This is a genomic window from uncultured Chitinibacter sp., assembly GCF_945957625.1.
Lineage (GTDB): Bacteria > Pseudomonadota > Gammaproteobacteria > Burkholderiales > Chitinibacteraceae > Chitinibacter > Chitinibacter tainanensis.
The window spans coordinates 526,953-553,736 of record NZ_CAMFLP010000001.1 but is presented as its reverse complement, the minus strand read 5'-3'; the positions used below and the strand labels follow the sequence as shown (position 1 = coordinate 553,736).

The following is a 26,784-nucleotide window of genomic DNA, read 5'->3' as shown; positions in this document are numbered from 1 at the left end:
TTATGCCGCTGCCGACATCCCCAGCTGCTGGCGTAAATACGCCATCACGCGGGCAAAGTCGGCGGCCACTACCTGCTGGCCGCTACGGCCACCATGCCCGCCCTGCGGGCTTTCCCAAAAAGATACCGGCTGACCCGCACTCGCCAGCGCCGCTGCCATTTTGCGTGCGTGGCCGGGGTGCACCCGATCATCATCGCTGGCGGTGGTGAGCAAGATCGGTGGGTAGCGATAGGCGCTGGCCGGCTGAATACAATGATAGGGCGATAAAGCCGCCAGCCAGCTCGCCTGTTCGGGCTTGGCCGGGTTGCCATATTCAGCCAGCCAGCTGGCGCCCGCGCCGAGCTCCGTGTAGCGCAGTAAATCCAGCACCGGCATTTCACAGACCACCGCCCCGAGCGGCAGCAAATCTGCCCGCTGCGCGGCCTGCTGCATAGTGCGTGCCACCAGCCACCCACCGTGACTGCCGCCTTGCAAAGCCAGTTGCTGCGCTTGCAGCCAGCCTTTGGCTTGCAGATCGGCCATGATGGCCAGTAGATCGTCTACGCTGCATTGCCGCTGCTCGCGCAGTGCGGCCTGATGCCAGCGCGCGCCAAACTCACCGCCGCCACGCACATTGGCCACCACATAGCGCCCGCCAGGCGCGAGCCAGTGCGGGCCGAGGTGATCGAGGTAATACGGCAACTGCGGCACGGCAAAACCGCCATAGGCATACAGCAAGGTGGGGGCTGGCTGCCCTGCCAGCACAGTGGCTTCGACCACAAAATACGGCACCCGCGTGCCATCGGCACTGGTAGCCCAGCATTGCTGCACTTGATAATCCGTCGGGTTCAGCTCCGCCGGCTGCTGGCGCAGACACTGCGCCGGACTTAATGAACCTAGCTCACAGGCATAGACCGCCGCGGGGGTTAGAAAATCGTTGTAACTGTAGTAGATGGTATCGGTCTGCCAGGGCTGGCACATGATTTCCAACACCCCGCCCGTGGGTAGCGGATTGGGGCAAGCTTGCCACTGCCCCTGAGCATGGCGCCAGCTGTGCGCGACGCAGCGCACCTGATCCAGCACAATCAGCAGCAGGCATTGCCAGCTGCCCACCACCATCTGCACCGCCTGCTGCGGGCTAGGCGCGAAAATCAGTTGCGCGCGCCCCAAGATACCTTGCTGGGTATCGAGTTCTACCGCAATCACACTGCCGGCCACAAACTCATACCCCTGCCCGGCTGGATCGGTATAGGCCCAAGCGGCCTCCAGCCGCACAATCAGATCACCATGGCTATAGGCTTCGACCATCGCCTTGGGCGGCAAGGGCAAATGAACCGGCTCGATTTCCTCGTCGCACGCGCATTCGGGTAGCCAGAAATAACTGCGCCGATGTAAATCTAGCGCCACTTCTGCCAAATCGATCTGCGCTGCGCCACGCTCGCCCTGCGCTAAAAAGCGCCACGCGCCAACTTGCAATACCTGCTCTGGTAGCACCAGCATCGAGGTGGCTTCCGCCCAGCTTTGCCCGCGCCGATACAGCACCAGCTCGCGCGAATAGCCGGCGGTGGTTTGCTGGTCTTCATCCCACGCCGGGCACACCCACAGGCTATCGAGATCACGCCAGCTGATCTGGCTTTTACCCAGGGGGAAGGCAAACCCATCGGCCACAAAGGCCCGCGCGCCCAGATCATATTCGCGCACCACACAGGCATCGCCACCGCCGGGGCTCAGGCTCAGCAAGCAACGTTCAGGCTGCAGCACATAATGCGCCACGCCCGCCAGCTGCCAGGCCACGCCTTCGGCTGCGGCCAGCGCATCCAGATCCAGCAGGGTCTGCCATTCGCAGTGACCCAGTCCATATTCGGCCACGCGGCACCGGCGATAGATGCCCAGCGGTTGCGCCGCACTTTGGGCAAAATGATAGAGATACTCGCCGTGCACATTACCATAGGGAATCTGCCGCTGATCCCGCCGCGTTTGCAGCACTGCCGCACTGATGGCGGCGAAAGCAGGGTCGCTCTCCAGTTGCTGCTGCGTGTGTGCGGTGGCGCTTGCCGCCCACTGCTGTACCGCCGGATCGACGTTATTTTCTAGCCATAAGTAGGGATCGTGGCTTGGGGTGGGTAGCACGGGGGTAGTCATCATTGCAGAGGGAAAATGGGTAGTAGAACGGGCAGTAGATCAGTCGCAGAGGGCTTAGGCTGGCGATGATACCACCCGCGGCCGCTCAGTCAGTGCCCAGACCAAACTGCACCCCTTGCGCCAGCGGCAGGCTCTGGCCGTAATTGATGGTATTGGTGCTGCGACGCATATAGTTTTTCCAAGCATCCGAGCCCGATTCCCGCCCGCCACCGGTGGCCTTCTCGCCGCCAAAGGCGCCACCGATCTCAGCCCCGCTGGTACCGCAATTGACATTCGCCAAGCCACAATCCGAGCCGGCGGCGCTGATAAACAACTCGGCCTCGCGCAGGTCACGGGTAAATATCGCCGAAGACAAGCCCTGGGCCACGGCATTATTCAAGGCAATGGCTTCGCTGAGCGTATCGTAGGGCAACAGATACAGCAGCGGCGCAAAGGTTTCCTCCTGCATCACGGCGGTTTGCGTTGGCATACTGATCAAGGCGGGCTGCACATAATGCCCCACCGGCACCCCAACCACCACTTGGCCGCCGGATAGCAAAGTACCCCCCTCTTGTATCGCCTGCTGAATCTTATTTTTCATAGCCTGCAGGGCAATACTATCGATAATCGGCCCCACCAGCGTACCAGCCACACGCGGGTCGCCAATCGCCAGCGTTTTATAGGCCTGCACCAGCGCCTCGCTCACTTGCGCCAAGATACTGCGAGGCACCAGGAGCCGGCGCAAGCTGGTGCAACGCTGCCCGCAAGTGCCCACCGCCGAAAACACAATGGCCGGCAGCGCCTGCGCCCAATCGGCGGTGGGCGTTAGAATCAGCGCATTATTGCCCCCCAGCTCCAGCAGGCTGCGGCCAAAGCGCGCGGCCACCCGTGGCGCCAAAACCTGCCCCATCCGTGTTGAGCCAGTCGCTGACAGCAGCGCCACAACGGGCGAATCGGCCAGCGCCCCACCAACGAGCGCATCGCCCTGCACCAATTGCAGTAAGCCCGCCGGTGCGGCATGCGCCTGCAAGACGGGTTGGGCCAGCTGCTGCATCGCTAGCGCAATCAGCGGGGTTTTCTCGCTGGGTTTCCATACCACCGCATCCCCGCACACCAGCGCCAGCATGCTATTCCACGCCCACACGGCCAGCGGAAAATTAAACGCGGTAATCACGCCCACCACGCCGAGCGGATGCCATTGCTCGAGCAAGCGATGCTCGGGCCGCTCGCTGGCGATGACCAGCCCATGCAGCTGCCGAGAAAGCCCCACCGCAAAATCACAAATATCGATGCATTCCTGCACTTCGCCCAGCGCTTCGCTTTCGACCTTGCCGGTTTCCAGCACGATGAGCTTGGCCAGCGCCGCTTTATGGCCACGAATCACCTCGCCCAAGGCGCGCACCAGTGCGCCACGTTGCGGGGCGGGCCGCAGCCGCCACTGTACAAACGCCGCCTGCGCAGAATTCAAAGCCGCCGGTAGCTCGGTGGGCGGAAAATAGGCTTGGCGGCCATGGCTGGCGCAATCAATCGGGCTAGATAACTCGCGCTCGCCCACTACCAAGGCCGGGTACACTGGCAGCCCATCGATCCAGCCGGCCGGCCAGCGCCCCTGCCGGATGAGATCGGCCAGCCCCAGCTCGGCGGCAACTTCGCTGAGCGTATACAGGGCCGTCATACCGGCACCTCCTGCGCATAGCGATCAATCGCGTAATACTGCCCAAAGCGATTGGCCAGCAAAGCGGCCAGCGTAATTTCTTCTTGCGCCACAAAGCCACGCCGCGTGGCGCGTTGCGGCAGTAAAAGATCGACTGCGGCACACGCCGCCGCGGCGGTGGTGAGCTGGATGGCGCTCCAGGTTTCACCAGCAATTTCGCGGTGATACACCTTGCGCGCGTCGGTAATCTGCCGGTATTGGCCATCCAGCTCGCCACTGGCGGCGACCATAATCAGCACCACATCCTGCAGCGTAACCGGAATGGCGGCTTCCAAGATCTGTTTGAGCTGCCGCCGGCTAGCCTGATCGGCGCCTAGGCGTAAATCATTGAGCAAAAAATCCATCCGTTCGCGGTGCCCCAGATAGCGCACGGTTTTGTAATCGAGCTGATTAACCCGCCCGGCCCAGGTTTCGCATAAGGTACCCAGCCCGCCCGAGGTGTTAAACGCCTCGTATTCGATCCCATCGAGGGCGAAATGCTCTAGGCCTTCTAGCGCCTGTACTTCCAGCCGCACGCCATGGCGGATGGCCGCACAAGGGTTGCAATATTCATTGATCAGCCCGTCGGTCGACCAGGTGAGGTTGTATTTCAGCGCGTTATTCGGGTATTGCGGCAAAGCCCCCACCCGCATTTTCAGCGTATCAAGCCGGCTAAAACGGCTAGCCAGTGCATGGGCCAAGATGCCGATAAAACCGGGGGCCAGGCCGCATTGCGGCACGAAGATTTGCCCTGCGCGGGCCTGTAGGGCCAGCTCACGTATCAGCGCGGTGGTGGTGGTGTCTTCGGTCAGATCAAAATAACTGCAGCCTGCCTGCAATGCAGCGTGGGCAATGCGCGGGTTTTGATCAAAAGCCGTAGCGGCAATGACCGCATCTTGCCCGCGCAATAACACGCTGAGATCTTCATCGCCGCGCAGTTGCAATGTTTGTAGCCCGCTTTTGGGCCAATAGGCTTGCAGCCGAGCGAGTGCGGCGGCTGCTGTATCCAGTAACACGATCTGATAATCGCCACTGAGCAGCAGTAACTTACAAATGCTGGCGCCAATTTTCCCCGCGCCGATGATCACTACCTGCATCATTGCCCCCTTGCCGCACCGGCGGCGGGCTGATTCATGGCGCGATTGGTCGCTCGGTTCGTGGAAGTGAAGATTTGATTCGCGTTAGCCGCCACAAAGCCCGAATACCACTGCCCATCAGGCTGGCGAAAACGTTGGGCAAATTCGTAGTAACAGCCAGGCACGGTATAACGGCCATCGGCCAGCGCCACTTCAACCGGGCTAGCTAAAGTCGCGGCCTGAATGAGCAGATCTTCCGGCTGGCCCTTAATCAATCCGCCAGCCGTATTCATGGGGTATCCATCTGCAAGCAATGTATCTACTACCTCCTGCAGTGATACCCCTAGGAGATGCACGGCAATGGTAAAATGATTGGCATGCAGGCCATGCACTGCCAGCCAGGCTGCGTATTCGCTCACGGCCGCCAGCGCCTGAAATTCGGCATAAGTCGGGGCCGGCCATAGCCGCCCGGCCCAAAATAATGTGTAGCCCAAATCTGGCGGCTGGGTCAGTTGGCCCAGTAACCGCGCCAAGATCCCCTGGGCAGGATCTGGCAAGGCGCTGATCTGCAGTTCGCTTAAAAATACCAGCGGCGCTGTAGGCTCGAGATGCACGTAGCCCCAGGCCTGAAGGTGTTTATCGGGAAACACATAGCGCTGCTCGCGCCGGTAGCCAAGCTCTAAGAGCCAAGGCTCAAGCACGGCGATGCCAAGCTCAGGGGTCGCAAAAGTGCGAAAAGCGACGTGATCATTGGGCACCTGCGCGCCACCAAAGCGTGCGCGGATAATGGCGGCCTGCGGGTTGAGCTGGGTATAGTCATCCCAAAGCCGGGCAAAGAATGTGGGGTAGTCCATGGGGCACTCCTGCGGTGCACTTATGCCCACCATAGGCAGCGCGCCTGATGTGCTGCTGCAACATGCCGACTAGCGGTGCATGGGGGCGGTACAGCCACATGGCAGTGGGATAGGCTTGCGAGCGGCTTTCGATTAGACTGGCGGCACTATACTTTTTGCCCTCATGCCCATGCACGATACCCAGCAACCCGAAAGCCAGTTTGGTCTCTTTCGCCAGCGCCGTTTCCTGCCGCTCTTCATCACCCAGTTTTTTGGCGCTTTTAACGACAATCTGTTTAAAAACGCCTTTCTGGTGCTGGTGACTTTTCATGGCCTGTCGATGCTGGGCATGAATACCGCGATGATTGTGAATCTGAGCGCCGGGATTTTCATGCTGCCGTTTTTCCTGTTTTCGGCACTGGCCGGGCAGCTGGCGGAGAAATACGATAAAGCCACGCTGGCGCGCTGGATCAAGCTCTTGGAAATCGCCATTATGCTGGTGGCTGGCTTTGGCTTTATCTGGCACAACGCCACCTTGCTGATGGCGTGTCTCTTTATGATGGGCGTGCATTCGGCGCTCTTTGGCCCGCTGAAATACTCGGTATTGCCGCAATACCTGCATGAACGCGAGCTCTTGGGCGGCAATGGTCTGATCGAAATGGGCACTTTTGTGGCGATTTTGCTGGGCCAGATTGCTGGCACCATGATCGTGCAAAGTCGCGCCGGCGGTGAAAACCTGATTATGTTTGCCTGCGTCACGGTGGCGGTCATTGGTTACCTCAGTAGCCGCAGCATGCCGCCCGCCCCGCCCACGGCCCCCAATATCAAGCTCAATTGGAATGTCTTTAGCGAAACCATGGCGATTATTCGCCATGTAAAAGACAACAAAACCGTATTTAACAGCCTATTGGGGATTTCCTGGTTTTGGTTTTTTGGCGCCGTGTATCTGACCCAGTTTCCGGAGCTAGCCAAAAACGTACTGCATGGCACCGCCGATGTGTACACGCTGATTATGGCGGTGTTTTCGCTGGGTGTAGGCTTGGGCTCGGTATTGTGTGAAAAGCTCTCGGATCGGCAAATTGAGCTGGGCTTAGTGCCGTTTGGCTCGATTGGTTTATCGGTTTTTGGGGTTGATCTCTTTTTCGCCACCAGCGCGGTGCCTGCCGCCCATTACACACTCAGCAGCTTTCTGGCCGAGCCCAGCCATTGGCGTGTATTGGCAGATATTTTGCTGATCGGGGTGTTTGGTGGCTTCTTTATTGTGCCCCTGTATGCCCTCATCCAAACACGCACCGAGCGCGAATACACTTCCCGCGCTATCGCCGCCAATAACATCCTGAATTCCCTCTTTATGGTGATTGGCGCGATTATGAGCATGCTACTGCTGGGCAATGGCGTGAGCATCCGTGAATTACTGCTGATCGTGGCGATCATGAATATTCTGGTGGCGATTTACATCTACACGCTGATCCCCGAATTCTTGATGCGCTTTATGGTCTGGATCCTCACCCACACGCTGTATCGGGTAAAAAAAGAGGGCCTGATGCATATTCCGGCCAGTGGCCCCGCGGTGCTGGTGTGTAATCACGTTAGCTATATGGATGCGCTGGTGATTGCCGGCGCCATCCGCCGCCCCACCCGCTTTGTGATGGATTATCAGATCTACAATCTGCCGGTGATCAATTTTATCTTCCGCACCGCCGGCACGATCCCGATTGCTTCCGCACGTGAAGACGCGCAGATTAAAGAAGCCGCGTTTGAGGGCATTGCGGCCGCGCTGGCAGCGGGTGATTTGGTGGTGATTTTCCCTGAGGGGCGCATTACCAAAACCGGCGAAATGAATCGCTTTATGCCGGGCATTGAGCGGATTTTGCGCGATAGCCCGGTGCCGGTTATTCCAATGGCGTTGCAAGGCTTGTGGGGGAGTTTCTTTAGCCGCAAAGATGGCGCGGCGATGATGAAATGGCCACGGGGCCTGTTCTCGAAAATCGCGCTGCGCATTGGTCCAGCCATTGCCGCCGCCGAGGCTGACCGCCAGGGGCTGGAGGATGCAGTACGGGCGCTGCGTGGTGAGGTGCAATAAGGCTTTGCATGTTAACGCATGTAAACAAAAAGGGTGCCAATGGCACCCTTTTTTAGTATCGCAGTTCGGTCAGCGCGCGGCGCGCGACTTAAACCACGACCGAGCTGCTTACTTGCAGTTTTTCTCCAGATACGCCTGTTTCTCGGCGATTTCTGCTGTTTTCTTTTCCGCTGGCAGATATTCAATCGAACCATCGGGCCGATAAGCTTTAAAGAGTTTGCTTTGCTGCAGGAAATTCAGCCGCTCTTGCGCGGCCTTGCACGCCGCTTCATCGCGCGCGGGCTTCGTGGTGGGCGACGCGGGCGAAGCCGCTGCGGCACCCGGTTTAGCCACCGAGCTGGCGGCAGCATCGGCCTTTGGCGCACTCACGGTGGTGACTGCAGATTCTTTGATATTGATCGGCTTGGCTTTGCCGGCTTCTTTGGGGGGCGGCTGGTCGGAATAGACGGTCCGGCCAGTTGAATCTACCCATTTGTAGACTTGGGCCTGTGCACTTAAGGCAAGGCCTGCGGCCACGATGGCCAATCCGATTACTGCGCGCATTTGATGTCCTTTGCGTTCTGGCTTTTGCTCTGCTTGCCATCTTAGCCCGCCACAGCGGTGCCTGCCAGTATGCAGGCCCACTGTGACGGAATGGCGTGGTTATGGCATGTCCCGGAACAGCGCGATTTAGCGCTGACCTAACAAGCTTTGCACATAGCGGGCCACACCCTCTTCCACGGTCAGGAATTTCTCCTGATAGCCCGCTTCGCGTAGCAAGGTCAGATCCGCCTCGGTAAAGCACTGATATTTGCCTTTGAGTGCCTCTGGAAAATCCACGTATTCCAGCAAGCCCTGCGCCAGCAGCTCTTCCAGGCTCAGCGCGGGTTTTCCCTCGGCCAGCCGGCAGGTATTAACCGCCGCGACAGCAATATCATTAAACGGCTGCGCCCGGCCGGTGCCCACATTGTAAATGCCGCACACTTCGGGGTTATCAAGGAACCACAAGTTCACTTTCACCACATCTTCTACCGAGATGAAATCGCGCGTGTGGCCACCGGCCGGATAACCGCCGTATTCGCCAAACAATTTCACCTTGCCGGTGGCCTGATACTGATTGAAGTGATGGAAAGCCACCGAGGCCATCCGCTCTTTGTGCCATTCGCGCGGGCCGTAGACGTTGAAATAACGGAAACCAGCTACTTGCGCGGTAATCTCGCCGGCGGCGATGCGCTGGCGCAAGACCTGATCAAACAGCAACTTCGAGTAGCCATAGACATTCAGCGGGCGCTCGCAATCGGGCGTTTCGATAAAGCCATTTTCGCCATTGCCATAGGTGGCCGCTGAAGACGCATACAGAAACTGCACTTCTTCTGACTGGCACCAGTCAAACAGGCTGAGGGTGTACTGATAGTTGTTATCCATCATGTACTTGCCGTTGTGCTCCATCGTGTCAGAGCACGCGCCCTGATGCAGTACGGCCGACACCATGCCATCAAAGGTGCCAGCGGCCAGCTCTTCGATAAAATCGTGCTTATCCAGATAGTGAGCGATCTGTAAATCGGCCAAATTGCGGAATTTATCCCCGCGGGTGAGGTTATCTACGGCGATGATGTCGGTTTCACCGCGCTCGTTCAGCGCTTTTACAATATTCGAGCCGATAAAACCGGCTGCGCCAGTGACGATAATTGCCATTTTGTCTCCTTATGCCGCGGCCTGAGTGGCCAAGCGGGTACACAATGCCAGATACAGCCAAGCTGCATGCGGCATCCATTGTTCGGTCCAGCGCCAGCTATTGGCCATGGTCGCGATCTCGGATGGACGGAAATCGATGTCCGTTTCATCATCTAGCCCGCTGGTAATGCCATTACACACGCCACCCGGAGCATTGAAGAAGCCCGGCTCATAGCGCGGATTATTCCGCCCCCAGCCTTGCAACATGCAGGCGTCAAACGGATTATTGCCCAACACCCAATCCAGCGCGGCCTGCTCATAACGCGCGAGCTGCGCGACCAATTCGGCCTCCCCCGCAAACAGGCGCTGCGCCCGCGCCGCCGCGGCAGCAATCGAGCCCAAACGCGCATTTTCACCCTGCCACCAGTAGCCAGTGCCATTGTCATGCGGGATAAAGAACTGGGTATTGCCCTCTACGCCTTGCTGCTTAACGTATTGGCGCGGATACCCGAAAGGGTTATTCACTTCATTAAAGGTAATTTGCAGCTCATACGCATAGGCTTTGCGCAGCGCAGCTTTCACATCTGCCACTAGCGCGTGATCAGGGGCCACCTCAACAAAGCGCATCAGGGCGATATACAGCAAGCCCGCTTCAGCCGCGTGGAAGAAGCTACGCTCACCCAGATGATCGGCCACAAACCAGCCATCAGCCTGCTGGCGCGCCAGCAATTGGCCAACACGGCTGGCTGCCGCGCTTAAGTACTCGGCAGCCGGTGCCACCGCTTGCAGCTCGCAGGCGGCCAGCAAGGCGCAATAGTCGTCGATGATATTCTCAACGCCATCTTCGAGGTAGCTGACATTGTGCGCTTGCAAATGGGCAAAACCGCGTTGCGCAGCCGCGAGATATTCGGCGCGGCTAAATTCGCCATCGCGCGCCAGGGTGCTGGCACGGGCCAGTGCCGCAATTGCCGAGCCGCCACCTTGCCGGTACGCCGCCTGATAGGTGGTGTATTTGTCGCCTTTATTGGTTTTATATTCGCATAAGCTACGGCGAGCTGGGTCTTTGCTCCACTGATCAAACTGCGTCATGTAGAAAAAGCCGCTCTCATCCTGCATGCGCAGCAGGTAATCCGCGCCGTGGCAGGCTTCGTCGGTAATCCGCTCGTAAAACCATTTATTAAAGAAGGCGATTTTCTCGGCGTCATCCGGAATCAGCCCCAAGGCAATATGGTTTTCCAGCCAGATGGGGCGCGCGGGCAGCTGCGCCAGCCCATCGACCAGATTCCACACCACCTGCGGGGTTTGCTGCGGATTCATGTATTGCGCAAAGGACAAATGCGACAGGTATTTCGAGACATCGCCCGAGGCGTCGTACCAGCCACCATGCACGTCTTTGCTAGCGTTGCTACCTTCAATCGGCGCGTTGCGATCAGCATTATCAAAAATGCCAGTGCAGCGCTGGCCTTTGATGTAATGCACGATGTCGGAAATCAAGAGCTCGCCCAGCAAATGGCCGGCCACTTTAAAAGGCGCCGACACCAGCGGTGGCAGCAGATCATCCACTGCGATGAAATACTCACCCTGCTGGCTTAGCTCGCTGAAATCGGCCTGCCAGTAGTGGCGTTTTTTACCATCACGAGTCCAGTTCGCTACCGTACCCTGCGGGAGTATCGGCCCGCGTAGCACAGCCTGACGGGTCTTTGCGTCATATACGGTATAGGTTTTGCCTACCAGCAGATCGGGGCCAGCCTCGATCAGTGCTACTTTGCGCCCTTGGGGCTCAAAGCCCAGGTGATTCAGGATCATCTTCACAATGCACTCGCTTATCGCTAGAAAGTATTGAAATTCAGTTGTTCGGCGCTTACCGCCGCGCACGTTTGGTTGTTATTCGCGCGCGTGTTCATCCAGCCAGTTGCGCACCGCGCCAATCATGCCAGCATGATTACCGGCGCTGGCCAGCACTAATTCGGTCATCTGCTGAAAATCAGGCTGCAAGGCTGCCTGTACCGCTGCTTGCAGCTGACGGTGAAACGCATCCCCACGCGCGGTAATTCCACCGCCGATCACCAGCCGTTGCGGGTTAAAGGCATAAATCAGATTCGCCAGGCCTTTACCCAGAAGGCCAAACCAGCGCTCAACATGCAGCACAATCGACACATCGCCAGCATCATAGCGGGCAAAGATGTCGCGGCCATCCAGCTGGGTTTGCAGATCGGCATTCACGGCATTAACAAGACCACGCATGGAGGCGTGGTCTTCCCAGACCAGGCCATCGATCCACATATAACCCCACTCGCCCGCTGCCGCCCGATGGCCACGGTAAATCTGGCCATTGAGCACAATGCCGCCCCCAATCCCGGTACCAATCGCCACCGCAATATAATGCCGCACTTGCTGCGCCGCGCCCCGCCAGCCTTCGGCCAAGGCCACGCAATTCACATCATTATCGATGCTCACGGGTAGGCCCAAAGCTGCTTGCAGCGCGGCTTTGACCGCGGTGCCGGTGTAGCCGGGCACGGCCTCGGCCGCGCCCAAGACCACGCCATTTTCTGCATCAATCAGGCCAAAACTACTGATGGCGATGCCTTCAACAGGCTGCTGTTGCTGCAATGTTTGCGCCAGCTGAATCAGCGCGGCCACCAGCCCTTCGCCACCGCAGTGCTTGGGCGTGTCGTACAGCGCGGCGCTTAGCACCGTGCCATCGCGCTCGACCAAGCCGTATTTAATCTGGGTACCACCAATATCAAAAGCAATCAGTGCCATAGTTATGCCTGCGCCCAATCAATGGGCGTTTGTCCTGTTTCTAAAAGATAGCGATTGGCTTGCGAAAAATGCCCACACCCCAAAAATCCGCGGTAAGCCGAGAGCGGCGATGGATGCACCGATTGCAACACGCAATGCTGGCTAGCATCAATCAATGCGGCCCGTTTGTGGGCATGTGAGCCCCACAAGACAAATACCAGCTGCTGCCGCTGGCGCGCCAGATAGCGAATAATGGCATTGGTGAGCACGTCCCAGCCTTGTTTGCTGTGCGAGCCGGCGCAATCTGCGCGTACGGTCAGAGCGGTATTTAATAACAGTACGCCCTGCGCAGCCCAGCCAGTGAGATTGCCATGCTGCGGCGGGGTTAAGCCCAAATCGCGGGCCAATTCTTGCCAGATATTGCGCAGCGAAGGCGGTACTTTCACCCCATGCGGCACCGAAAACGCCAAGCCATGCGCCTCGCCGGCACCATGATAAGGGTCTTGCCCTAAAATCACGATTTTCACTGCACTGGGCGCCAGCGTTTCTAAGGCGCTAAACCACTGTGCAACTGGCGGATACACGAGCTGACTCGCCGTTTCCTGCGCCAAAAACTCGCCCAAAGCTGCAAATTTGGCATCCGTGGCCAACTCTGGCAGCGCCAACTGCCAGGCGCTGGGCAGCTGCGAAAATAAATTCATACTTGTCCTTGCCGAGCATTGGAAATAGCCCGGCGATGATAGCGAAACACCGTGGTCTCAAATTGATCTTGCAAGGGGCCGGCTAATTGCCACTCCGCCCGTACCCACTGTCCACCCGCCGGGTTCGCCGCCACGGCCGTAATGGTGGCAGGCAAATGCAAGAGGCGCGGAAAATGAGTGGATAGCGCCAATGCCACATAGCCCGTTTCACCGGGTTGAGGCGTGGCCGTTTGGCTGGTCCACACAATGGCCTGCATCCCAAGCTGCACGGTTTGCGCTGCAGGCAAAGCCGCCACTTGCTGCCGAGCCAGCCATAAAAGTTGCAGGTCTTGCTTAGCCTGCGCTAGCTCGATCGGCGCCGCCGGCTGCTCGAAATCGGCCAACACCATTAAGTAGCGCAGCATTTCCCAATCGCTGGCCGCCGCTGGCGGCAAACTCTGACACCACTGCATGGGCAATTGCGCGGTCAATGTGGGTCCGCTCAGGATCACCGAAATACCCCTTGGTTAATTGCTGGCCATTATATCGTCGTTTCTGTGGCGACTGAGCTGTGGCTTTACGCAATGCGCGCTGAATTTGACTTTTTCGATGGTGAATTCAAATGGCATTGCTAAAATGGTTTTATTCTGACGACATCGAGATAAGATTATGCGCCCACATCTGCATTGGCTTGGCCTGGCTTTAGTCACTAGCATCTTCAGCACTCCACTTTTGGCCAGTGGCGGGCACACCGCCAGCCATAGCAAAAAAAGCCACAGTGCCGCCCCGCACGACCCTAGCCACTGGAGCTATGAGGGTAGCACCGGTGCCGAGAACTGGGGCAATATGAAACCCGAGTTTGCCCTTTGTAAAAGCGGCACCCAGCAGTCACCAATCAATATTAATGAAGCCTACGCGCAAAACCTTGATCGGCTGCAATTTTTCTATCAGCCCAGCAAATTAAATATCCAGAATAATGGCCACACGATTCAGCTCAATTACGATGGAGGCAGTTTTCTGGAGGTTGGTAAAGATCGCTATCAGTTGTTGCAATTTCACTTTCATACCCCCAGCGAAGAAGCCATTGGCGGCAAACGCTATCCGATGGTGGCGCACTTAGTGCATAAAAATGAAGCGGGCCAGCTGGCCGTGGTTGCGCTACTGATTAACCAAGGCAAGGCCGACAACCCGCTGTTTACCCAGTTCTGGGAAAATCTACCGAGCGAGCACAACGAAACCAAGATTAAAGACGACATCAAATACAATGTCGCCAGCCTCCTGCCCGGCAATAGCAGCTACTGGACCTTTATGGGCTCGCTGACTACACCACCCTGCAGCGAAGGCGTACGCTGGTTTGTGCTCAAAGAACCCCTGAATATTTCGGCCAAACAAATTAGCCGCTTCAAGCGCGAATTCAGCATGAATGCCCGGCCATTGCAGCCTTTATTCGAGCGTGCAGTGCTCGATAGCAACTAAGCACCGTCAATACCAACCAAGACAAAGCCAATAAAAAAAGCCCCGCAATGCGGGGCTTTTTTACTCAGTGCCTATTACACTTGCACTGAATCGGCTTCGGCTTGATAAGTATCGATCTCGTTAAAATTCAGATACTTGTAAACTTCGCCAGCCTTGCTATCCAGCACGCCAACATCCGCCATGTATTCAGCCACAGTTGGCAGACGGCCTAGGCGCGAAGCCACGGCAGCCAGCTCGGCAGAGCTCAGGAATACATTGGTGTTTTTACCCAGACGATTCGGGAAGTTACGCGTCGAAGTAGAAACCACGGTTGCACCTTCACGTACTTGCGCTTGGTTACCCATACACAGCGAACAACCTGGCATTTCTGTACGGGCACCCGCTGCGCCGAAGGTACCGTAGTAGCCCTCTTCGGTCAGTTGCTGGGCATCCATTTTCGTCGGTGGCGCAATCCACAGCTTGGTTGGCAAATCACGTTTGCCTTCCAGCAGTTTACCCGCGGCACGGAAGTGACCAATATTGGTCATACACGAACCGATAAACACTTCATCGATTTGCGTGCCAGCCACTTCAGACAGCACTTTCACATCATCTGGATCGTTCGGGCAAGCCAGGATTGGCTCTTTCACGTCGGCCAGATCGATTTCGATCACAGCAGCGTATTCAGCATCGGCATCCGGTTGCAGCAGGTTTGGTGCCGCCAGCCATTGCTCCATGCTTTTCACACGGCGCGCCAGCGTTTTCGCATCGCCATAGCCATTTGCGATCATGGATTTGAGCAGCACAATGTTGGAGTGCAGATATTCTTCAATCGGTTCTTTGTTCAGGCGTACGGTACAACCTGCAGCAGAACGCTCGGCAGAAGCATCGGTCAGCTCGAAGGCTTGCTCAACTTTCAGGTCTGGCAGACCTTCGATTTCCAGAATACGGCCCGAGAAGATGTTTTTCTTGCCGGCTTTGGCAACAGTCAGCAGACCCTGCTTAATTGCGTACAGTGGAATGGCATTAACCAGATCACGCAAGGTGATGCCTGGCTGCAGCTCACCCTTGAAGCGCACCAGCACTGATTCTGGCATGTCCAGCGGCATCACGCCGGTAGCGGCAGCAAAGGCCACCAAGCCAGAGCCGGCTGGGAATGAAATACCAATTGGGAAACGAGTATGCGAGTCGCCACCAGTACCTACGGTATCTGGCATCAGCATGCGGTTCAGCCACGAGTGAATAACACCGTCGCCAGGGCGCAGCGAAACACCGCCACGGTTACGGATGAATTCTGGCAGTGTGTGGTGCGTTTTTACGTCAACCGGTTTTGGATACGCGGCAGTGTGGCAGAACGATTGCATCACCAGATCAGCCGAGAAACCCAGACACGCCAGATCTTTCAATTCGTCGCGGGTCATTGGGCCGGTAGTATCTTGCGAACCAACTGAAGTCATTTTCGGTTCGCAGTAAGTACCTGGGCGTACGCCTTGGCCTTCTGGCAAACCGCAAGCACGACCCACCATTTTCTGTGCCAACGAGAAACCTTTGCCTGAATCGGCTGGGTTTTGCGGCAGACGGAAAGTCGTTGAAACAGGCAGGCCCAGCGCTTCACGCGCTTTAGAGGTGAGGCCGCGACCGATAATCAGGTTAATCCGGCCACCCGCGCGCACTTCGTCAAGCAGCACTTCAGTTTTCAGGCTAAAGGTGGTTACCAGCTGGCCGTCTTTTTCTACTTTGCCTTCGTATGGGTAAATGTCGATTACATCGCCCATATTCAGGTTGGTTACATCAAATTCGATTGGCAGTGCGCCCGCGTCTTCCATGGTGTTAAAGAAGATCGGTGCGATTTTCCCGCCAATGCAGTAGCCGCCAAAGCGTTTGTTGGGCACGAATGGAATGTCTTCACCAGTCCACCACAGCACCGAGTTGGTAGCGGATTTACGTGAAGAGCCAGTGCCGACTACGTCGCCTACGTAGGCCACTGGGTGGCCTTTCTTTTGCAGCTCAACCAGCTGTTTGATCGGGCCAACTTGGCCTGGCACATCGGCATTGATGCCTTCGCGTGGGTTTTTCAGCATCGCCAGTGCGTGCAGCGGGATGTCTGGACGTGACCATGCATCAGGCGCAGGTGACAGATCATCGGTATTGGTTTCGCCAGTCACTTTGAACACAGTGACAGTCACTTTAGCTGGCACTTCAGGACGGCTCGTGAACCACTCCGCATCTGCCCATGATTGCAGTACCGCTTTGGCATTGGCATTGCCAGCATCCGCCAGTTCTTTCACATCGTGGAAGTAGTCAAACATCAACAGGGTCTTTTTCAGACCTTCTGCAGCAATCGCGCCCACTTCGGCATCGGCCAACAGATCGATTTGCGGCTTGATATTAAAGCCACCCAGCATCGTGCCAAGCAATTCAGTCGCTTTGGCGCGGCTGATCAGCGCACAGGTATCAGTGCCTTGGGCTACAGCGGCCAGAAACGCGGCTTTAACTTTAGCTGCATCATCAACACCGGCGGGAACACGGTGAGTCAGCAGTTCAACCAGAAAAGCTTCTTCGCCTTTCGGTGGGTTTTGCAGCAGGGTGATCAGATCAGCGGTTTGTTGTGCAGACAGTGGTAGTGGAGCGATGCCTTGGGCGGCGCGCTCGGCAACATGTTGACGGTAGGCTTCTAACACGGCGTTACCTTTATATGTATTGAGGGGGATGAAACTTGATATACAACAAATCTTTTCGATTCTACCCCTTTGTTAGGCTGCTGTGAATCAAAGCGTAGCAAGGTGTCAATCACTACATACGCTGATGGGTAAAGCGGCAATAGTCGCCACCGTGGCGCAGCCACCCCGCCATACCCTATGCCGTATCAAGCCCGAAGCCAAACGGCACAATCATTCGCAACCTATACCCCACGCAGCACGCTTAATCTGCGTCAGGCAAAGCCAATTCGCTCTCGCCAGCCAGCCGCACCTGCTCGATTTCGGTAAAGCGACGGGAGATTTTCTCGCTGGTGATGCTCACCTGCTGCACATCATCGTGCGCCTGGCGGATATGAGTGGCCAGTTTCTTCATCCTATCGTCAAAACGGGTGAATTCCTGCGCCAGCTTGCCCAGCGCTTCTTTAATGATGTGCACTTGCTTGCGGGTTTCTACGTCTTTGATCACCGCCCGAGCGGTATTGAGCACCGCCATCAGCGTGGTTGGCGACACAATCCACACCCGCTTGGCCAGCGCATGCTGCACCAGCTCAGGGTGGTAGGCATGAATCTCGGCAAATACGGCCTCGGCCGGTATAAACATCACCGCGCCATCGGCGGTCACATTCGGGATAATGTATTTGCTGGCAATGTCATCGATATGTTTTTTCACATCGAGCTTGAACTGGCGCGTCGCTTGTACTTTATCCAACTCGCCATTAAACATACGGTGATAGTTTTCCAGCGGGAATTTGGAATCCACCGCCACCGTGCCGGTGGGCTCAGGTAGTTTGAGCAGGCAATCCGCGCGCACTCCGCCCGGCAGCACGGCTTGCAGCTCATACACTTGCGCCGGCAAGACATTACTTACCAGGTGTTCCAGTTGCACCTCACCAAAGGCGCCGCGCGAGCGTTTATCACCCAGCAATTCCTGCAGGCTCACCACATTGGTGGTCAAGCCATCGATTTTCTTTTGCGCCTCATCAATCGTCGCCAGGCGCGCCATTACATTGGCAAAGGTTTCATTGGTTTTCTTAAAGCCTTCGTCCAGCCGTTCGGTGACTTTGCCCGAGATCTCGCCCAAGCGTTGATCGGTGGCCTTGGTCAGCTCCGCAACACTTTGGGTGAGCGTAGCCGCAGATTGCGCCAGTGCCGCCGCAATTTGCTCCATTTCGCGCTTGGATTGCTCCGCCAGCATGGTGGAGAGTTTCATCAGCATATCTTCGCGCAGCGCATCCTGTTTGGTTTGCAATGCGCTCGCAATTTCGGCCAGCTGTTTATTAATCTGCTCGCGGCTTTCGCTCAAGCTCGCCACCAGCGTGAGGCGCAAGGTAGCGAGCGCATCGGTTTGCGCCGCCTGCAGGCGATTAAGCGCCTCGCGGCTATCTTTCATTTCCGCGCCCACCGCCCCGCGCAGGCGATCAAATGACTCGCTCATCGTGTCGCGCAAGCGATCGCCACTGCGGTTAACCGCTTCATGCAACAAGCTACCATGCTGGGTCAGCCCCGACTGCAGTGCTTCGCTTTGCTTGGCGTAGCCTTGATGCAGATCGCCCAGCATTTCGCGATGCTTGGCTTCCAAATCTTGGGTTAAGGTATCGAGTACCTCGCGCTGCTGGGTCACCAGCTGCTGCATGCGCACCACCACCAGCGCACAACCGAGTAAAACAAAAATCGTGGTAACGCCAAACAGCACTTCCAACATCGGGTATTTTTCCGCAAAGAGAACCAAACCGCGATTGTAGGCGATGCAGCCACATGCGCCTATAATCGACGGCATGCATAAATACACTTCTGCGCTGCTAAGCGCCCTCGCCCTGAGTCTTTGCCAGCCGGTTGTGGCCAATACGCGCCAGGATTTGGGCGCCTTGCAACGTGCGGCCAGCGCCTGGCTGGATGAAGCATTGGCCAACAGCCCAGGCATACCCAGCTTCACCCTCAGCGAGCCCGATAGCAAACTTAATCTCCCCGCCTGCCAGCAACTCGAAATCGGCTTACCGAGCGGCTACCGGCTGATGGGTAAAACCATGCTGCGGGTGCGTTGCGTCGCAGGTGCCAGCTGGAGCATCAATCTGCCCGCGCAGATTAGCCTGCAGGTGCAATACGTCAGCGCCGCCCGCCCGGTTGCCGCCAACCAAACCCTGAGCGAAGCCGATGTACTGCTGCAAAAAGGCGATTTGGGCACTTTGCCCGGCTCGGTCATTCTGGACGCTAGCCAAGCCATCGGCCGCACCTTGAATTCAGCCATTGCCGCCGGCCAGCCGATTCGCAAAGAGCAATTGCGCGCCGCGATGGTGATCCAGCAAAACCAGCGGGTGAAAGTGATCTTTCGTGAAGACGGGCTGGAAATCAATAACGAGGGTATAGCGCTGGGGGCCGCAGCAGAAGGCGCAATCATACGGGTACGGGTGGGGAGTAATAATATTATCTCCGGCATAGCGCAAGCGAACGGCAGCGTTTTGGTGTCTACCCCCTAAGCGCGGCCGCGCCAGCAGCCCAGCGCGGGCCAGCATGGCCACACGCCCATCTGACAAAGCGCGCCATCCAAGGTAGAATCTGTGCTATCCAGACCCGACTTTTGCCGGGTCTTTTTACTGTGTCACCCACTTTATTAGCGAAGCTATTAGCACGGCATGCAAGTTATCCGCGGCACCCCGACCAGCCCCTTACCCCCCTCGGCGCTCACCATCGGTAATTTTGATGGCCTGCACCTGGGGCATCAGGCCGTATTGCAGCGCTTAAGCGCGCTGGCCCGCGCGCAAGGGCTCTGCTCGGTGGTGATGACCTTCGAGCCGCATCCGCGCGAGCTGTTTACCCCGCAAGCTGCGCCCGCTCGGCTCACCAGCCTGCGCGAGAAAATCGAATTATTGCGCGCCTGTGGTATCGATTACCTGATTGTGCAGCGCTTCAGTCGCGCCTTTGCGGCGCTCAGTGCCGAGCAATTTCGCGATGACATCATCGTAAAGCAAATCAATGCCCGCCAAGTGCTAATTGGCGATGATTTTCGCTTTGGCGCCAAGCGTGCCGGCGATCTGGCGCTACTGCAAGCCCACCCGCAGTTACAATGCGAAAGCCTGCCAACCCAGGCCGAAGGCAGTAACCGCATTTCCTCCACCGCAGTGCGGGAAGCCTTAGCCCAAGGCGAAATGGCGCTCGCGCAAAAACTGCTAGGCCGCCCGTATGCGATTTCAGGCCGGGTAGTGGGTGGCGAGCAATTGGGGCGGCAGTTCGGCTTTCCCACTGCCAATATCCAGCTCAAACACAACCGCCCGCCGCTTCTTGGTATATTCGTGGTTGAAATCCACGGCCTAGAGCGCAGCTATCAGGGTGTGGCGAGTTTAGGTTTTCGCCCCACCATCCACGGTGGTGATCCAACGCCCAAGCTGGAAGTAAATATATTTGATTTTGCCCGCGATATTTATCGCCAGCATTTGCGCATTGATTTTCTGCACAAGCTGCGCGACGAAGAGAAATACCCCGATTTTGACGCGCTGATCGCCCAGATCGGCGTTGACTGCCAGCAAGCCCGTGACTGGTTTGCCGCGCAGACCACCGTTTGATATTTGAATGATTGAAAGAAAGAGACAGCCATGAGTGACAAGCCCGCCAATAAGTACCCGGTTAATTTGCTGGACACCCCCTTCCCAATGCGGGGCGATCTGGCCAAACGAGAGCCGGGCTTTTTGAAACAATGGCAAGACCAGCAGCTGTATCAAAAGCTGCGCGCCAAAGCCAAAGCGGAAAATCGCCCCTCATTCATGCTGCACGATGGCCCTCCGTATGCCAACGGTGACATCCACATCGGCCACGCTGTAAATAAAATCCTGAAAGACGTGATCATCAAGGCCAAATCGCTGTCGGGCTTTGATGCGCCCTACATTCCGGGCTGGGATTGCCACGGCTTGCCGATCGAACACCAGATCGAAAAAATCGTTAAGTTCGATAAAGACGCGGTGAAAAACAACCCCGACATCCACGCCCGCATCGTGGAATACCGCAAAGCCCATGGTCTGGATGAAAAAGAAACCCAGCTGCCGGCTTCATTCACCCGCGAGCTGTGCCGCGCTTATGCCGCCAAACAGATCGAGCGCCAGAAAGTCGACTTTATCCGTCTGGGCGTATGGGGCGATTGGGAAAACCCATATCGCACCATGGATTTTGGCACCGAGGCCGAAATCGTGCGCACGCTGGGTAAAATCAACGCCAACGGCTACATGCGCCGCGGGCAAAAACCCGTTCACTGGTGTGTAGACTGTGGCTCGGCGCTGGCCGAAGCCGAGGTGGAATACGAAGACAAAACTTCACCCGCCATTGACGTAGGTTTCCGCGTAGTGGATACCGCGGCCTTATCGCAAGCTTTTGGTGGCGTGCAAGTAGGCGAGCAAGCGGCTTACGCCATCATCTGGACCACCACGCCATGGACCCTGCCCGCCAATCAGGCGGTGTGCTTGTCGGCTGAGCTGACTTACGATCTGATCGCCACAGAAAAAGGCCTGTTGATTCTGGCGCGCGAGCTGGCAGAAGCCGCGCTGAAACGCTATGGCATTGATGCCAACGAAGTGATTGCCCAAGCCAAAGGTGCCGCGCTGGAAGGCTTGCAACTGCAACATCCATTCTTTGCCCGCCAAGTGCCGATCATCTTGGGTGAACACGTCACCACCGATGCCGGTACCGGCCTTGTGCACACCGCCCCGGCGCACGGGGTGGAAGACTATCAAGTGGGCCTGAAATACCAACTGCCAACCGAAAATCCGGTCGGCAACGACGGCCGCTATATCAGCAGCACCCCTGCCATGAATGGTGAAGTGGAGCTGGCTGGCCTCACCGTGTGGAAAGCCAACCCCTTGGTGCTGGAAGTCCTGGCCAGCAACAATGCACTGTTTGCCAATGAAAAACTGCTGCACAGCTACCCACATTGCTGGCGCCACAAAACGCCGATTATCTTCCGTGCCACCAGCCAGTGGTTCATTTCCATGGATCAGCCAGGCCACGAAGGTGTCTCGCTGCGCAGCAAAGCCAATCAGGCTGTAGATGCCACCGAGTTTTTCCCGGCTTGGGGCCGCGCGCGTCTTACCGCCATGATCGGCAACAGCCCGGATTGGTGTATTTCCCGCCAGCGCAACTGGGGCGTGCCGATGACCTTCTTTGTGCACAAAGAAACGGGCGAACTGCACCCACGTTCAGGCGAATTGCTTGAACAAGTTGCCCAGCGCATCGAAGCCCAAGGCATTGAAGCCTGGTTTAGCTTGGATGCCAGTGAGCTCTTGGGCGATGAAGCCAACGATTACGTCAAACTCAAAGACACGCTGGATGTGTGGTTTGACTCTGGTGCCACGCACTTTGCGGTGCTCAAAGCCCGTGGCCTGCCTTGGCCAGCCAATCTGTATCTGGAAGGCTCGGATCAGCATCGCGGCTGGTTCCAGTCATCGATGAAAACCGGTTGCGCCACCGAAGGCCGCGCACCGTATGATCAGCTACTGACACACGGCTTTGTGGTTGATGGCAAGGGCATGAAAATGTCTAAATCAAAAGGCAATGTGATCGCGCCGCAAACCGTCATCAACCAAATGGGCGCCGATATGCTGCGCCTGTGGGTGGCCAGCACCGATTACTCAGGCGAGCTGTCGATTTCAGATGAGATCCTCAAGCGCACCACAGACAGCTATCGCCGCTTGCGCAATACGCTGCGCTTCTTGCTGGCCAATCTGTCTGATTTCTCGGCCGCCCAATTGCTACCGGTTGAGCAGCTGACCACACTGGATCGTTACGCCCTCGCGCAGCTGGGCAACTTCCAGCAGACCGTGCTGGGCTTGTATGACAAATACGAATTCCATCTGGCCGTGCAGGAAATGACCAGCTACGCCTCGGAAGAGCTGGGCTCGTTCTATCTGGACATCATCAAAGATCGTCTGTACACCATGGGCGCTGACAGTCCGGGCCGCCGCTCGGCGCAGACGGTGCTGTGGCATATCACCGAAACACTGGTACGCCTGCTCGCGCCTATTACATCGTTTACAGCGCACGAAGTATGGGAAGTGCTGCACGGCACCGAGACCGAAAGCGTCTTCCTCGACCGCTGGTATGCCGTACCGGGCGTGGCCGATGCTGACCAACTCGCAGCGCAATTTGCGCTGGTACGTGATGTACGCGCTCAAGTGCAAAAAGACATCGAAGTCTTGCGCGCCAGCGGCCAACTGGGCTCAAGCCTGCAAGCCGAAGTTAGCATCAAGGCCGAAGGCGACACACTGGCCGCCTTGCAAGCACTGGGTGGCGAGCTGAAATTTGTATTGATCACTTCACAGGCTAGTGTCGCCGCTGGCGAGTTTGCCATCGAGGTATTGCCTTCAAGCCATGAGAAATGCGAGCGTTGCTGGCATTACCACCCTACCGTATCTACGGTAGCTGGCCATGCCACGCTGTGCGCGCGCTGTGATGACAATCTGCATGGCCAAGGCGAGGTGCGCGAGCATGCCTAAGCTGTTCACGCCGCGGTTCAGCGCCTTTCTCGGGCTGGCCGCGCTGGTGCTGTTACTCGATCAGGTGAGCAAACACTGGATTGAGGCGGTATTCGAGCTGTATCAGGTGCATGAAATCATTCCCGGTTTCTTTAACCTGACCCTTGCCTACAATCCGGGTGCGGCCTTTTCGTTTCTGGCCGATGCCGGCGGCTGGCAGCGGCACTTTTTTACGGGCCTGGCGCTGGTGGTGTCGGTCGTGATTGTTTTTTTGCTGAAAAAACACCAGCACGAGCCGCGCTATGCCACCGCGCTGGCGCTGATTCTGGGTGGTGCGCTCGGGAATGCGATCGACCGAATGATCTTTGGTCATGTGATCGACTTTATCCAGCTGCACTATCAGCAGCGCTGGTTTTACCCTGCGTTTAATATTGCCGATTCGGCCATTTGCGTTGGCGCCGCTTTATTGGTGATCGACAGCTTTAAAAAGGAAAAGACCGCATGAACATCATCCTCGCCCAGCCACGCGGCTTCTGTGCCGGTGTGGATCGTGCGATTGCCATCGTCGAAAAAGCGCTCGAAAAAAACGGCGCCCCGATCTACGTGCGCCATGAAGTGGTCCACAATAAATTTGTGATCGAAGATCTGAAAGCCAAAGGCGCGATTTTTATCGAAGATTTGGCCGATGTGCCAGCCGGCAACACGCTGATTTTCTCCGCGCATGGCGTATCACAAGCCGTACGCGCGGAAGCCGCCGAGCGGGGGCTGACGATTTTTGATGCGACCTGCCCGCTGGTGACCAAGGTGCACTCTGAAGTCAAACGCCTGCGCGAGCAAGGTTTTGAAATCGTGATGATCGGGCACAAAGGCCACCCAGAAGTTGAAGGCACGATGGGCCAAAGCGAAGGTGGCATGTACCTGGTGGAAGACGAGCAAGATGTGCTGAATCTGCAAGTGCGCAATGACGAGCAACTGGCCTACGTCACCCAGACCACGCTCTCGGTGGACGACGCGCAGGTGGTGATTAATGCCTTGCGGGCGCGCTTCCCAGCGATTGTTGGCCCGAAGAAAGACGATATCTGTTACGCAACCCAAAACCGGCAAGATGCGGTGAAACAGCTGGCCAAAGATATCGATATTCTGATCGTGGTGGGCTCGCCCAATAGCTCCAATTCCAACCGCCTGCGCGAAGTTGGCGCGGGGCTTGGTATCGCCGCCTATATGGTCGACAACGAAACCGAGCTCAAAGCCGAATGGTTTGCCAGCCAAGGTCGTGTCGGCATTACCGCTGGGGCCTCAGCGCCGGATGTATTAGTCCGCCGCGTGATCGAGCAGATTCAGGCCTTCGGTGCCACCACGGTCGAGACCATGGCCGGCGTGGAAGAAAACGTGATTTTTGCCCTCCCCAAAGGCTTGGTTTAAGCATCAATTATTCGCCCAACGCCACGTCACCGACGTGGCGTTTTTTATTGGGCGCAGCGCTTTGCTGCTCTATACTTTCGTCTACCTGCCCTCTGGTTCGCCCGTATGGAAAAACTGACCAACCCGACCGATATTGCCCGCGAAACGCTCAAGCAATTGGCGCTCCGCCGCATCGTCCCCAGCCCGGATCATTATCAGTCGATTTATCACGAAATCGCGCAAAGTAGCGAGGAAGAACGGATTCATCCTGGCCTGCGCGAGCTGATTCAGGCACTGGATGGTAGCGAGCATCCCGATGCCAAGCGCCAGCTTGAGCAACTCAAACGCCTTATAAAACGTGAAGAGTGGCAGCCATTACTCGATCAGATTATCCGCTGCTATAACCTGCAGCACGGCAGTGCCGATCTAGCCCGCAATTGGGCCGACCTGATCAAAGATTTGATCCTGCAGTGGGATTTACGTAACCCCGCCTACCCCCCTAGCCGCAAGCGTGAAGCACTGGATAAGGTGCTGATCAATTTTGGCAGTGACAGCAACGAACTTAATCAAAAGCTCAGCGGCCTGATTACGGCCTGGGGCGAAACTGGCATTGATAGCGGGCTCAGCAGCGCCGAGGCTAGCGAGGGCAATGCGCCCGCCAATCCATCCACTACGCCAGCCGAGGGGGCTGCCTATGGCGGCATTAACTGGCAGGACTGGCGCGATGCCACGGTTACCGCATTGGAGCTCGGCCTACAGGCTCGCCTTAGCCACAACCCAGATCTGCAGCAGGAAACGCAAGCAATGGCGGGTGAAGCCCGCGCGGTGAGCAATGCTGCCGAGATGGATAAATGGCTACCGCGCCTGCGCAAATTCTGGCTCAAACTGGAGCTGCAAAACGATCAGGAAGACCGACTCTGCGATGGGCTGATGCGCTTATTGCGCCTGCTGACCGACAATATGGCCGAAATCGTGGTCGACGATGAATGGGTGCGCGGACAGATTGCCGTGGTGCAAACCATCATGGCGCAACCGCTGGATATGCGCGTGCTGTATGACGCCGAGGCCGGCCTAAAAGAAGTGCTGTATAAGCAAAGCCAGGTTAAGCACAGCCTGGTTGAAGCGCAATCGGTCTTGAAAGACATGCTGGCGACCTTTATCGATCGCTTAAGCTTTATGTCTGAAAGCACCGACACCTATCACGAGAAAATCAGTGGCTATGCCGAAAAAATCACTGTCGCCAACGACCTCACCTCGATCCGCCATGTGATGGAAGATCTGCTGCAAGACACTCGCAGCATGCAGCTGGATGTAATGCGCTCGCGCGATGAGCTGCGTGAAGCGCGCAAACAAGCTGACCTCGCCCATTCCCGCGTGGTCGAATTAGAAAAAGAGCTCACCGCGCTGAGTGATAAAGTCCGCGAAGACCAACTTACCGGCGCCCTCAATCGCCGCGGGTTGGAAGACGCCTATCAGATCGAAACTTCACGCGCCCTGCGCAGCCATACCCAGTTTGCCGTGGCATTGCTGGATATTGATAACTTCAAAAAACTCAATGATGGCATGGGGCATGCCGCGGGCGATGCGGCGCTAAAGCATTTGGTGACGGTCGTGAAAGATCTGCTGCGCCCCACCGATACCGTCGCCCGCTATGGTGGCGAAGAATTTGTGGTGCTGATGCCGGACACCAATCTGGCAGCGGGGACCATGATTATGCAGCGGGTGCAGCGCGAACTCACCAAGCGCTTTTTTATGCATGACAACGAAAAAGTACTGATCACCTTTAGCGCAGGCATCACCTTGGCCGAGCCCACCGAAGCACGTGATGCGGTCCTCAAGCGCGCGGATGAAGCCATGTATCGGGCAAAGAAAAACGGCAAAAATCGAGTGGAACAAGGCTAAACGAGCCGCAAACAA

The 26,784-nt window shown here is 57.0% G+C and carries 20 protein-coding genes; 8 read left to right on the top strand and 12 right to left on the bottom strand.

The features are described 5' to 3' along the window. From QV747_RS02550 to QV747_RS02535, 4 genes are all read right to left on the bottom strand, one after another. Complete coding sequence (locus QV747_RS02550; RefSeq protein ID WP_273428873.1) at positions 1-2,121, bottom strand: prolyl oligopeptidase family serine peptidase; 2,121 nt, start codon at positions 2,119-2,121, stop codon at positions 1-3. An 85-nt stretch (positions 2,122-2,206) separates the two neighbouring features. After that, the gene (locus QV747_RS02545) at positions 2,207-3,775 is read right to left on the bottom strand and encodes an aldehyde dehydrogenase family protein (RefSeq protein ID WP_273428871.1); all 1,569 of its coding nucleotides are present in this window, start codon (positions 3,773-3,775) and stop codon (positions 2,207-2,209) included. After that, positions 3,772-4,890 (bottom strand): saccharopine dehydrogenase family protein, encoded by a 1,119-nt coding sequence (locus tag QV747_RS02540; protein ID WP_273428869.1) that lies wholly within the window; start codon positions 4,888-4,890, stop codon positions 3,772-3,774. The genes QV747_RS02545 and QV747_RS02540 overlap by 4 nt, the downstream gene beginning before the upstream one ends. Beyond that, the gene (locus QV747_RS02535; protein ID WP_273428867.1) at positions 4,890-5,723 is read right to left on the bottom strand and encodes a DUF1338 domain-containing protein; all 834 of its coding nucleotides are present in this window, start codon (positions 5,721-5,723) and stop codon (positions 4,890-4,892) included. The genes QV747_RS02540 and QV747_RS02535 overlap by 1 nt, the downstream gene beginning before the upstream one ends. A gap of 163 nt (positions 5,724-5,886) precedes the next feature. Here QV747_RS02535 and QV747_RS02530 point away from each other — a divergent pair, with 163 nt between their 5' ends. Then, positions 5,887-7,785 (top strand): MFS transporter, encoded by a 1,899-nt coding sequence (locus QV747_RS02530; RefSeq protein ID WP_288791466.1) that lies wholly within the window; start codon positions 5,887-5,889, stop codon positions 7,783-7,785. 108 nt (positions 7,786-7,893) lie between these two features. Here the strand turns inward: QV747_RS02530 and QV747_RS02525 are convergent, their stop codons facing one another. The 6 genes from QV747_RS02525 to QV747_RS02500 form a co-directional block, all read right to left on the bottom strand. Beyond that, on the bottom strand, positions 7,894-8,328 hold the full coding sequence (locus tag QV747_RS02525; protein WP_273428863.1) for a DUF4124 domain-containing protein: 435 nt from the start codon (positions 8,326-8,328) through the stop codon (positions 7,894-7,896). Positions 8,329-8,454: 126 nt separating this feature from the next. Then, positions 8,455-9,459, bottom strand: a complete 1,005-nt coding sequence (rfaD, locus tag QV747_RS02520) for an ADP-glyceromanno-heptose 6-epimerase (protein ID WP_028449048.1) — start codon at positions 9,457-9,459, stop codon at positions 8,455-8,457. Between the two features lie 9 nt (positions 9,460-9,468). Then, complete coding sequence (locus tag QV747_RS02515) at positions 9,469-11,244, bottom strand: glycoside hydrolase family 9 protein (RefSeq protein WP_273428861.1); 1,776 nt, start codon at positions 11,242-11,244, stop codon at positions 9,469-9,471. A 78-nt stretch (positions 11,245-11,322) separates the two neighbouring features. Continuing rightward, positions 11,323-12,201, bottom strand: a complete 879-nt coding sequence (locus QV747_RS02510; protein ID WP_273428860.1) for an ROK family protein — start codon at positions 12,199-12,201, stop codon at positions 11,323-11,325. 2 nt (positions 12,202-12,203) lie between these two features. Next, complete coding sequence (gene ung, locus QV747_RS02505; protein ID WP_273428858.1) at positions 12,204-12,881, bottom strand: uracil-DNA glycosylase; 678 nt, start codon at positions 12,879-12,881, stop codon at positions 12,204-12,206. Then, positions 12,878-13,333 carry a PilZ domain-containing protein gene (locus QV747_RS02500; RefSeq protein WP_273428856.1) on the bottom strand — a complete coding sequence of 152 codons (456 nt, stop codon included), beginning with the start codon at positions 13,331-13,333 and terminating at the stop codon, positions 12,878-12,880. The genes ung and QV747_RS02500 overlap by 4 nt, the downstream gene beginning before the upstream one ends. Positions 13,334-13,529: 196 nt before the next feature. Here QV747_RS02500 and QV747_RS02495 point away from each other — a divergent pair, with 196 nt between their 5' ends. After that, a complete protein-coding gene (locus QV747_RS02495; protein ID WP_273428855.1) occupies positions 13,530-14,336 on the top strand; it encodes a carbonic anhydrase in 807 nt (268 codons plus the stop codon). 74 nt (positions 14,337-14,410) lie between these two features. Here the strand turns inward: QV747_RS02495 and acnB are convergent, their stop codons facing one another. Next, entirely contained in the window at positions 14,411-16,996 is a 2,586-nt protein-coding gene (acnB, locus tag QV747_RS02490) for a bifunctional aconitate hydratase 2/2-methylisocitrate dehydratase (RefSeq protein ID WP_273428853.1), read from the bottom strand. Between the two features lie 241 nt (positions 16,997-17,237). Continuing rightward, positions 17,238-18,716, bottom strand: a complete 1,479-nt coding sequence (gene rmuC, locus QV747_RS02485; RefSeq protein WP_273428851.1) for a DNA recombination protein RmuC — start codon at positions 18,714-18,716, stop codon at positions 17,238-17,240. 73 nt (positions 18,717-18,789) lie between these two features. On the opposite strand from rmuC, the gene flgA reads away from it, so the two are divergent. The 6 genes from flgA to QV747_RS02455 all read left to right on the top strand — a co-directional run bounded on the left by flgA (position 18,790) and on the right by QV747_RS02455 (position 26,769). Then, positions 18,790-19,488: a flagellar basal body P-ring formation chaperone FlgA gene (gene flgA, locus QV747_RS02480; protein ID WP_273428849.1), complete on the top strand. Its 699-nt coding sequence runs from the start codon at positions 18,790-18,792 to the stop codon at positions 19,486-19,488. Positions 19,489-19,644: 156 nt separating this feature from the next. Then, positions 19,645-20,571: a bifunctional riboflavin kinase/FAD synthetase gene (locus QV747_RS02475; RefSeq protein ID WP_273428847.1), complete on the top strand. Its 927-nt coding sequence runs from the start codon at positions 19,645-19,647 to the stop codon at positions 20,569-20,571. 30 nt (positions 20,572-20,601) lie between these two features. Further along, positions 20,602-23,487, top strand: a complete 2,886-nt coding sequence (gene ileS, locus QV747_RS02470; RefSeq protein ID WP_273428846.1) for an isoleucine--tRNA ligase — start codon at positions 20,602-20,604, stop codon at positions 23,485-23,487. Continuing rightward, on the top strand, positions 23,480-23,971 hold the full coding sequence (gene lspA / locus QV747_RS02465; protein ID WP_047393696.1) for a signal peptidase II: 492 nt from the start codon (positions 23,480-23,482) through the stop codon (positions 23,969-23,971). The genes ileS and lspA overlap by 8 nt, the downstream gene beginning before the upstream one ends. Beyond that, positions 23,968-24,888 carry a 4-hydroxy-3-methylbut-2-enyl diphosphate reductase gene (gene ispH, locus QV747_RS02460; RefSeq protein WP_273428844.1) on the top strand — a complete coding sequence of 307 codons (921 nt, stop codon included), beginning with the start codon at positions 23,968-23,970 and terminating at the stop codon, positions 24,886-24,888. Before lspA ends, ispH begins: the two co-directional genes overlap by 4 nt. A gap of 105 nt (positions 24,889-24,993) precedes the next feature. Further along, complete coding sequence (locus QV747_RS02455; protein ID WP_273428843.1) at positions 24,994-26,769, top strand: GGDEF domain-containing protein; 1,776 nt, start codon at positions 24,994-24,996, stop codon at positions 26,767-26,769. Positions 26,770-26,784 lie beyond the last annotated feature (15 nt).

What these genes read in the sequence shown, in the direction of transcription:
- QV747_RS02550 (WP_273428873.1), bottom strand. Translation starts at nt 2,121, where the DNA reads ATGACTACCCCCGTGCTACCCACCCCAAGCCACGATCCCTACTTATGG.
- QV747_RS02545 (WP_273428871.1), bottom strand. Translation starts at nt 3,775, where the DNA reads ATGACGGCCCTGTATACGCTCAGCGAAGTTGCCGCCGAGCTGGGGCTG.
- QV747_RS02540 (WP_273428869.1), bottom strand. Translation starts at nt 4,890, where the DNA reads ATGCAGGTAGTGATCATCGGCGCGGGGAAAATTGGCGCCAGCATTTGT.
- QV747_RS02535 (WP_273428867.1), bottom strand. Translation starts at nt 5,723, where the DNA reads ATGGACTACCCCACATTCTTTGCCCGGCTTTGGGATGACTATACCCAG.
- QV747_RS02530 (WP_288791466.1), top strand. Translation starts at nt 5,887, where the DNA reads ATGCCCATGCACGATACCCAGCAACCCGAAAGCCAGTTTGGTCTCTTT.
- QV747_RS02525 (WP_273428863.1), bottom strand. Translation starts at nt 8,328, where the DNA reads ATGCGCGCAGTAATCGGATTGGCCATCGTGGCCGCAGGCCTTGCCTTA.
- rfaD (WP_028449048.1), bottom strand. Translation starts at nt 9,459, where the DNA reads ATGGCAATTATCGTCACTGGCGCAGCCGGTTTTATCGGCTCGAATATT.
- QV747_RS02515 (WP_273428861.1), bottom strand. Translation starts at nt 11,244, where the DNA reads ATGATCCTGAATCACCTGGGCTTTGAGCCCCAAGGGCGCAAAGTAGCA.
- QV747_RS02510 (WP_273428860.1), bottom strand. Translation starts at nt 12,201, where the DNA reads ATGGCACTGATTGCTTTTGATATTGGTGGTACCCAGATTAAATACGGC.
- ung (WP_273428858.1), bottom strand. Translation starts at nt 12,881, where the DNA reads ATGAATTTATTTTCGCAGCTGCCCAGCGCCTGGCAGTTGGCGCTGCCA.
- QV747_RS02500 (WP_273428856.1), bottom strand. Translation starts at nt 13,333, where the DNA reads ATGCAGTGGTGTCAGAGTTTGCCGCCAGCGGCGGCCAGCGATTGGGAA.
- QV747_RS02495 (WP_273428855.1), top strand. Translation starts at nt 13,530, where the DNA reads ATGCGCCCACATCTGCATTGGCTTGGCCTGGCTTTAGTCACTAGCATC.
- rmuC (WP_273428851.1), bottom strand. Translation starts at nt 18,716, where the DNA reads ATGTTGGAAGTGCTGTTTGGCGTTACCACGATTTTTGTTTTACTCGGT.
- flgA (WP_273428849.1), top strand. Translation starts at nt 18,790, where the DNA reads ATGCATAAATACACTTCTGCGCTGCTAAGCGCCCTCGCCCTGAGTCTT.
- QV747_RS02475 (WP_273428847.1), top strand. Translation starts at nt 19,645, where the DNA reads ATGCAAGTTATCCGCGGCACCCCGACCAGCCCCTTACCCCCCTCGGCG.
- ileS (WP_273428846.1), top strand. Translation starts at nt 20,602, where the DNA reads ATGAGTGACAAGCCCGCCAATAAGTACCCGGTTAATTTGCTGGACACC.
- lspA (WP_047393696.1), top strand. Translation starts at nt 23,480, where the DNA reads ATGCCTAAGCTGTTCACGCCGCGGTTCAGCGCCTTTCTCGGGCTGGCC.
- ispH (WP_273428844.1), top strand. Translation starts at nt 23,968, where the DNA reads ATGAACATCATCCTCGCCCAGCCACGCGGCTTCTGTGCCGGTGTGGAT.
- QV747_RS02455 (WP_273428843.1), top strand. Translation starts at nt 24,994, where the DNA reads ATGGAAAAACTGACCAACCCGACCGATATTGCCCGCGAAACGCTCAAG.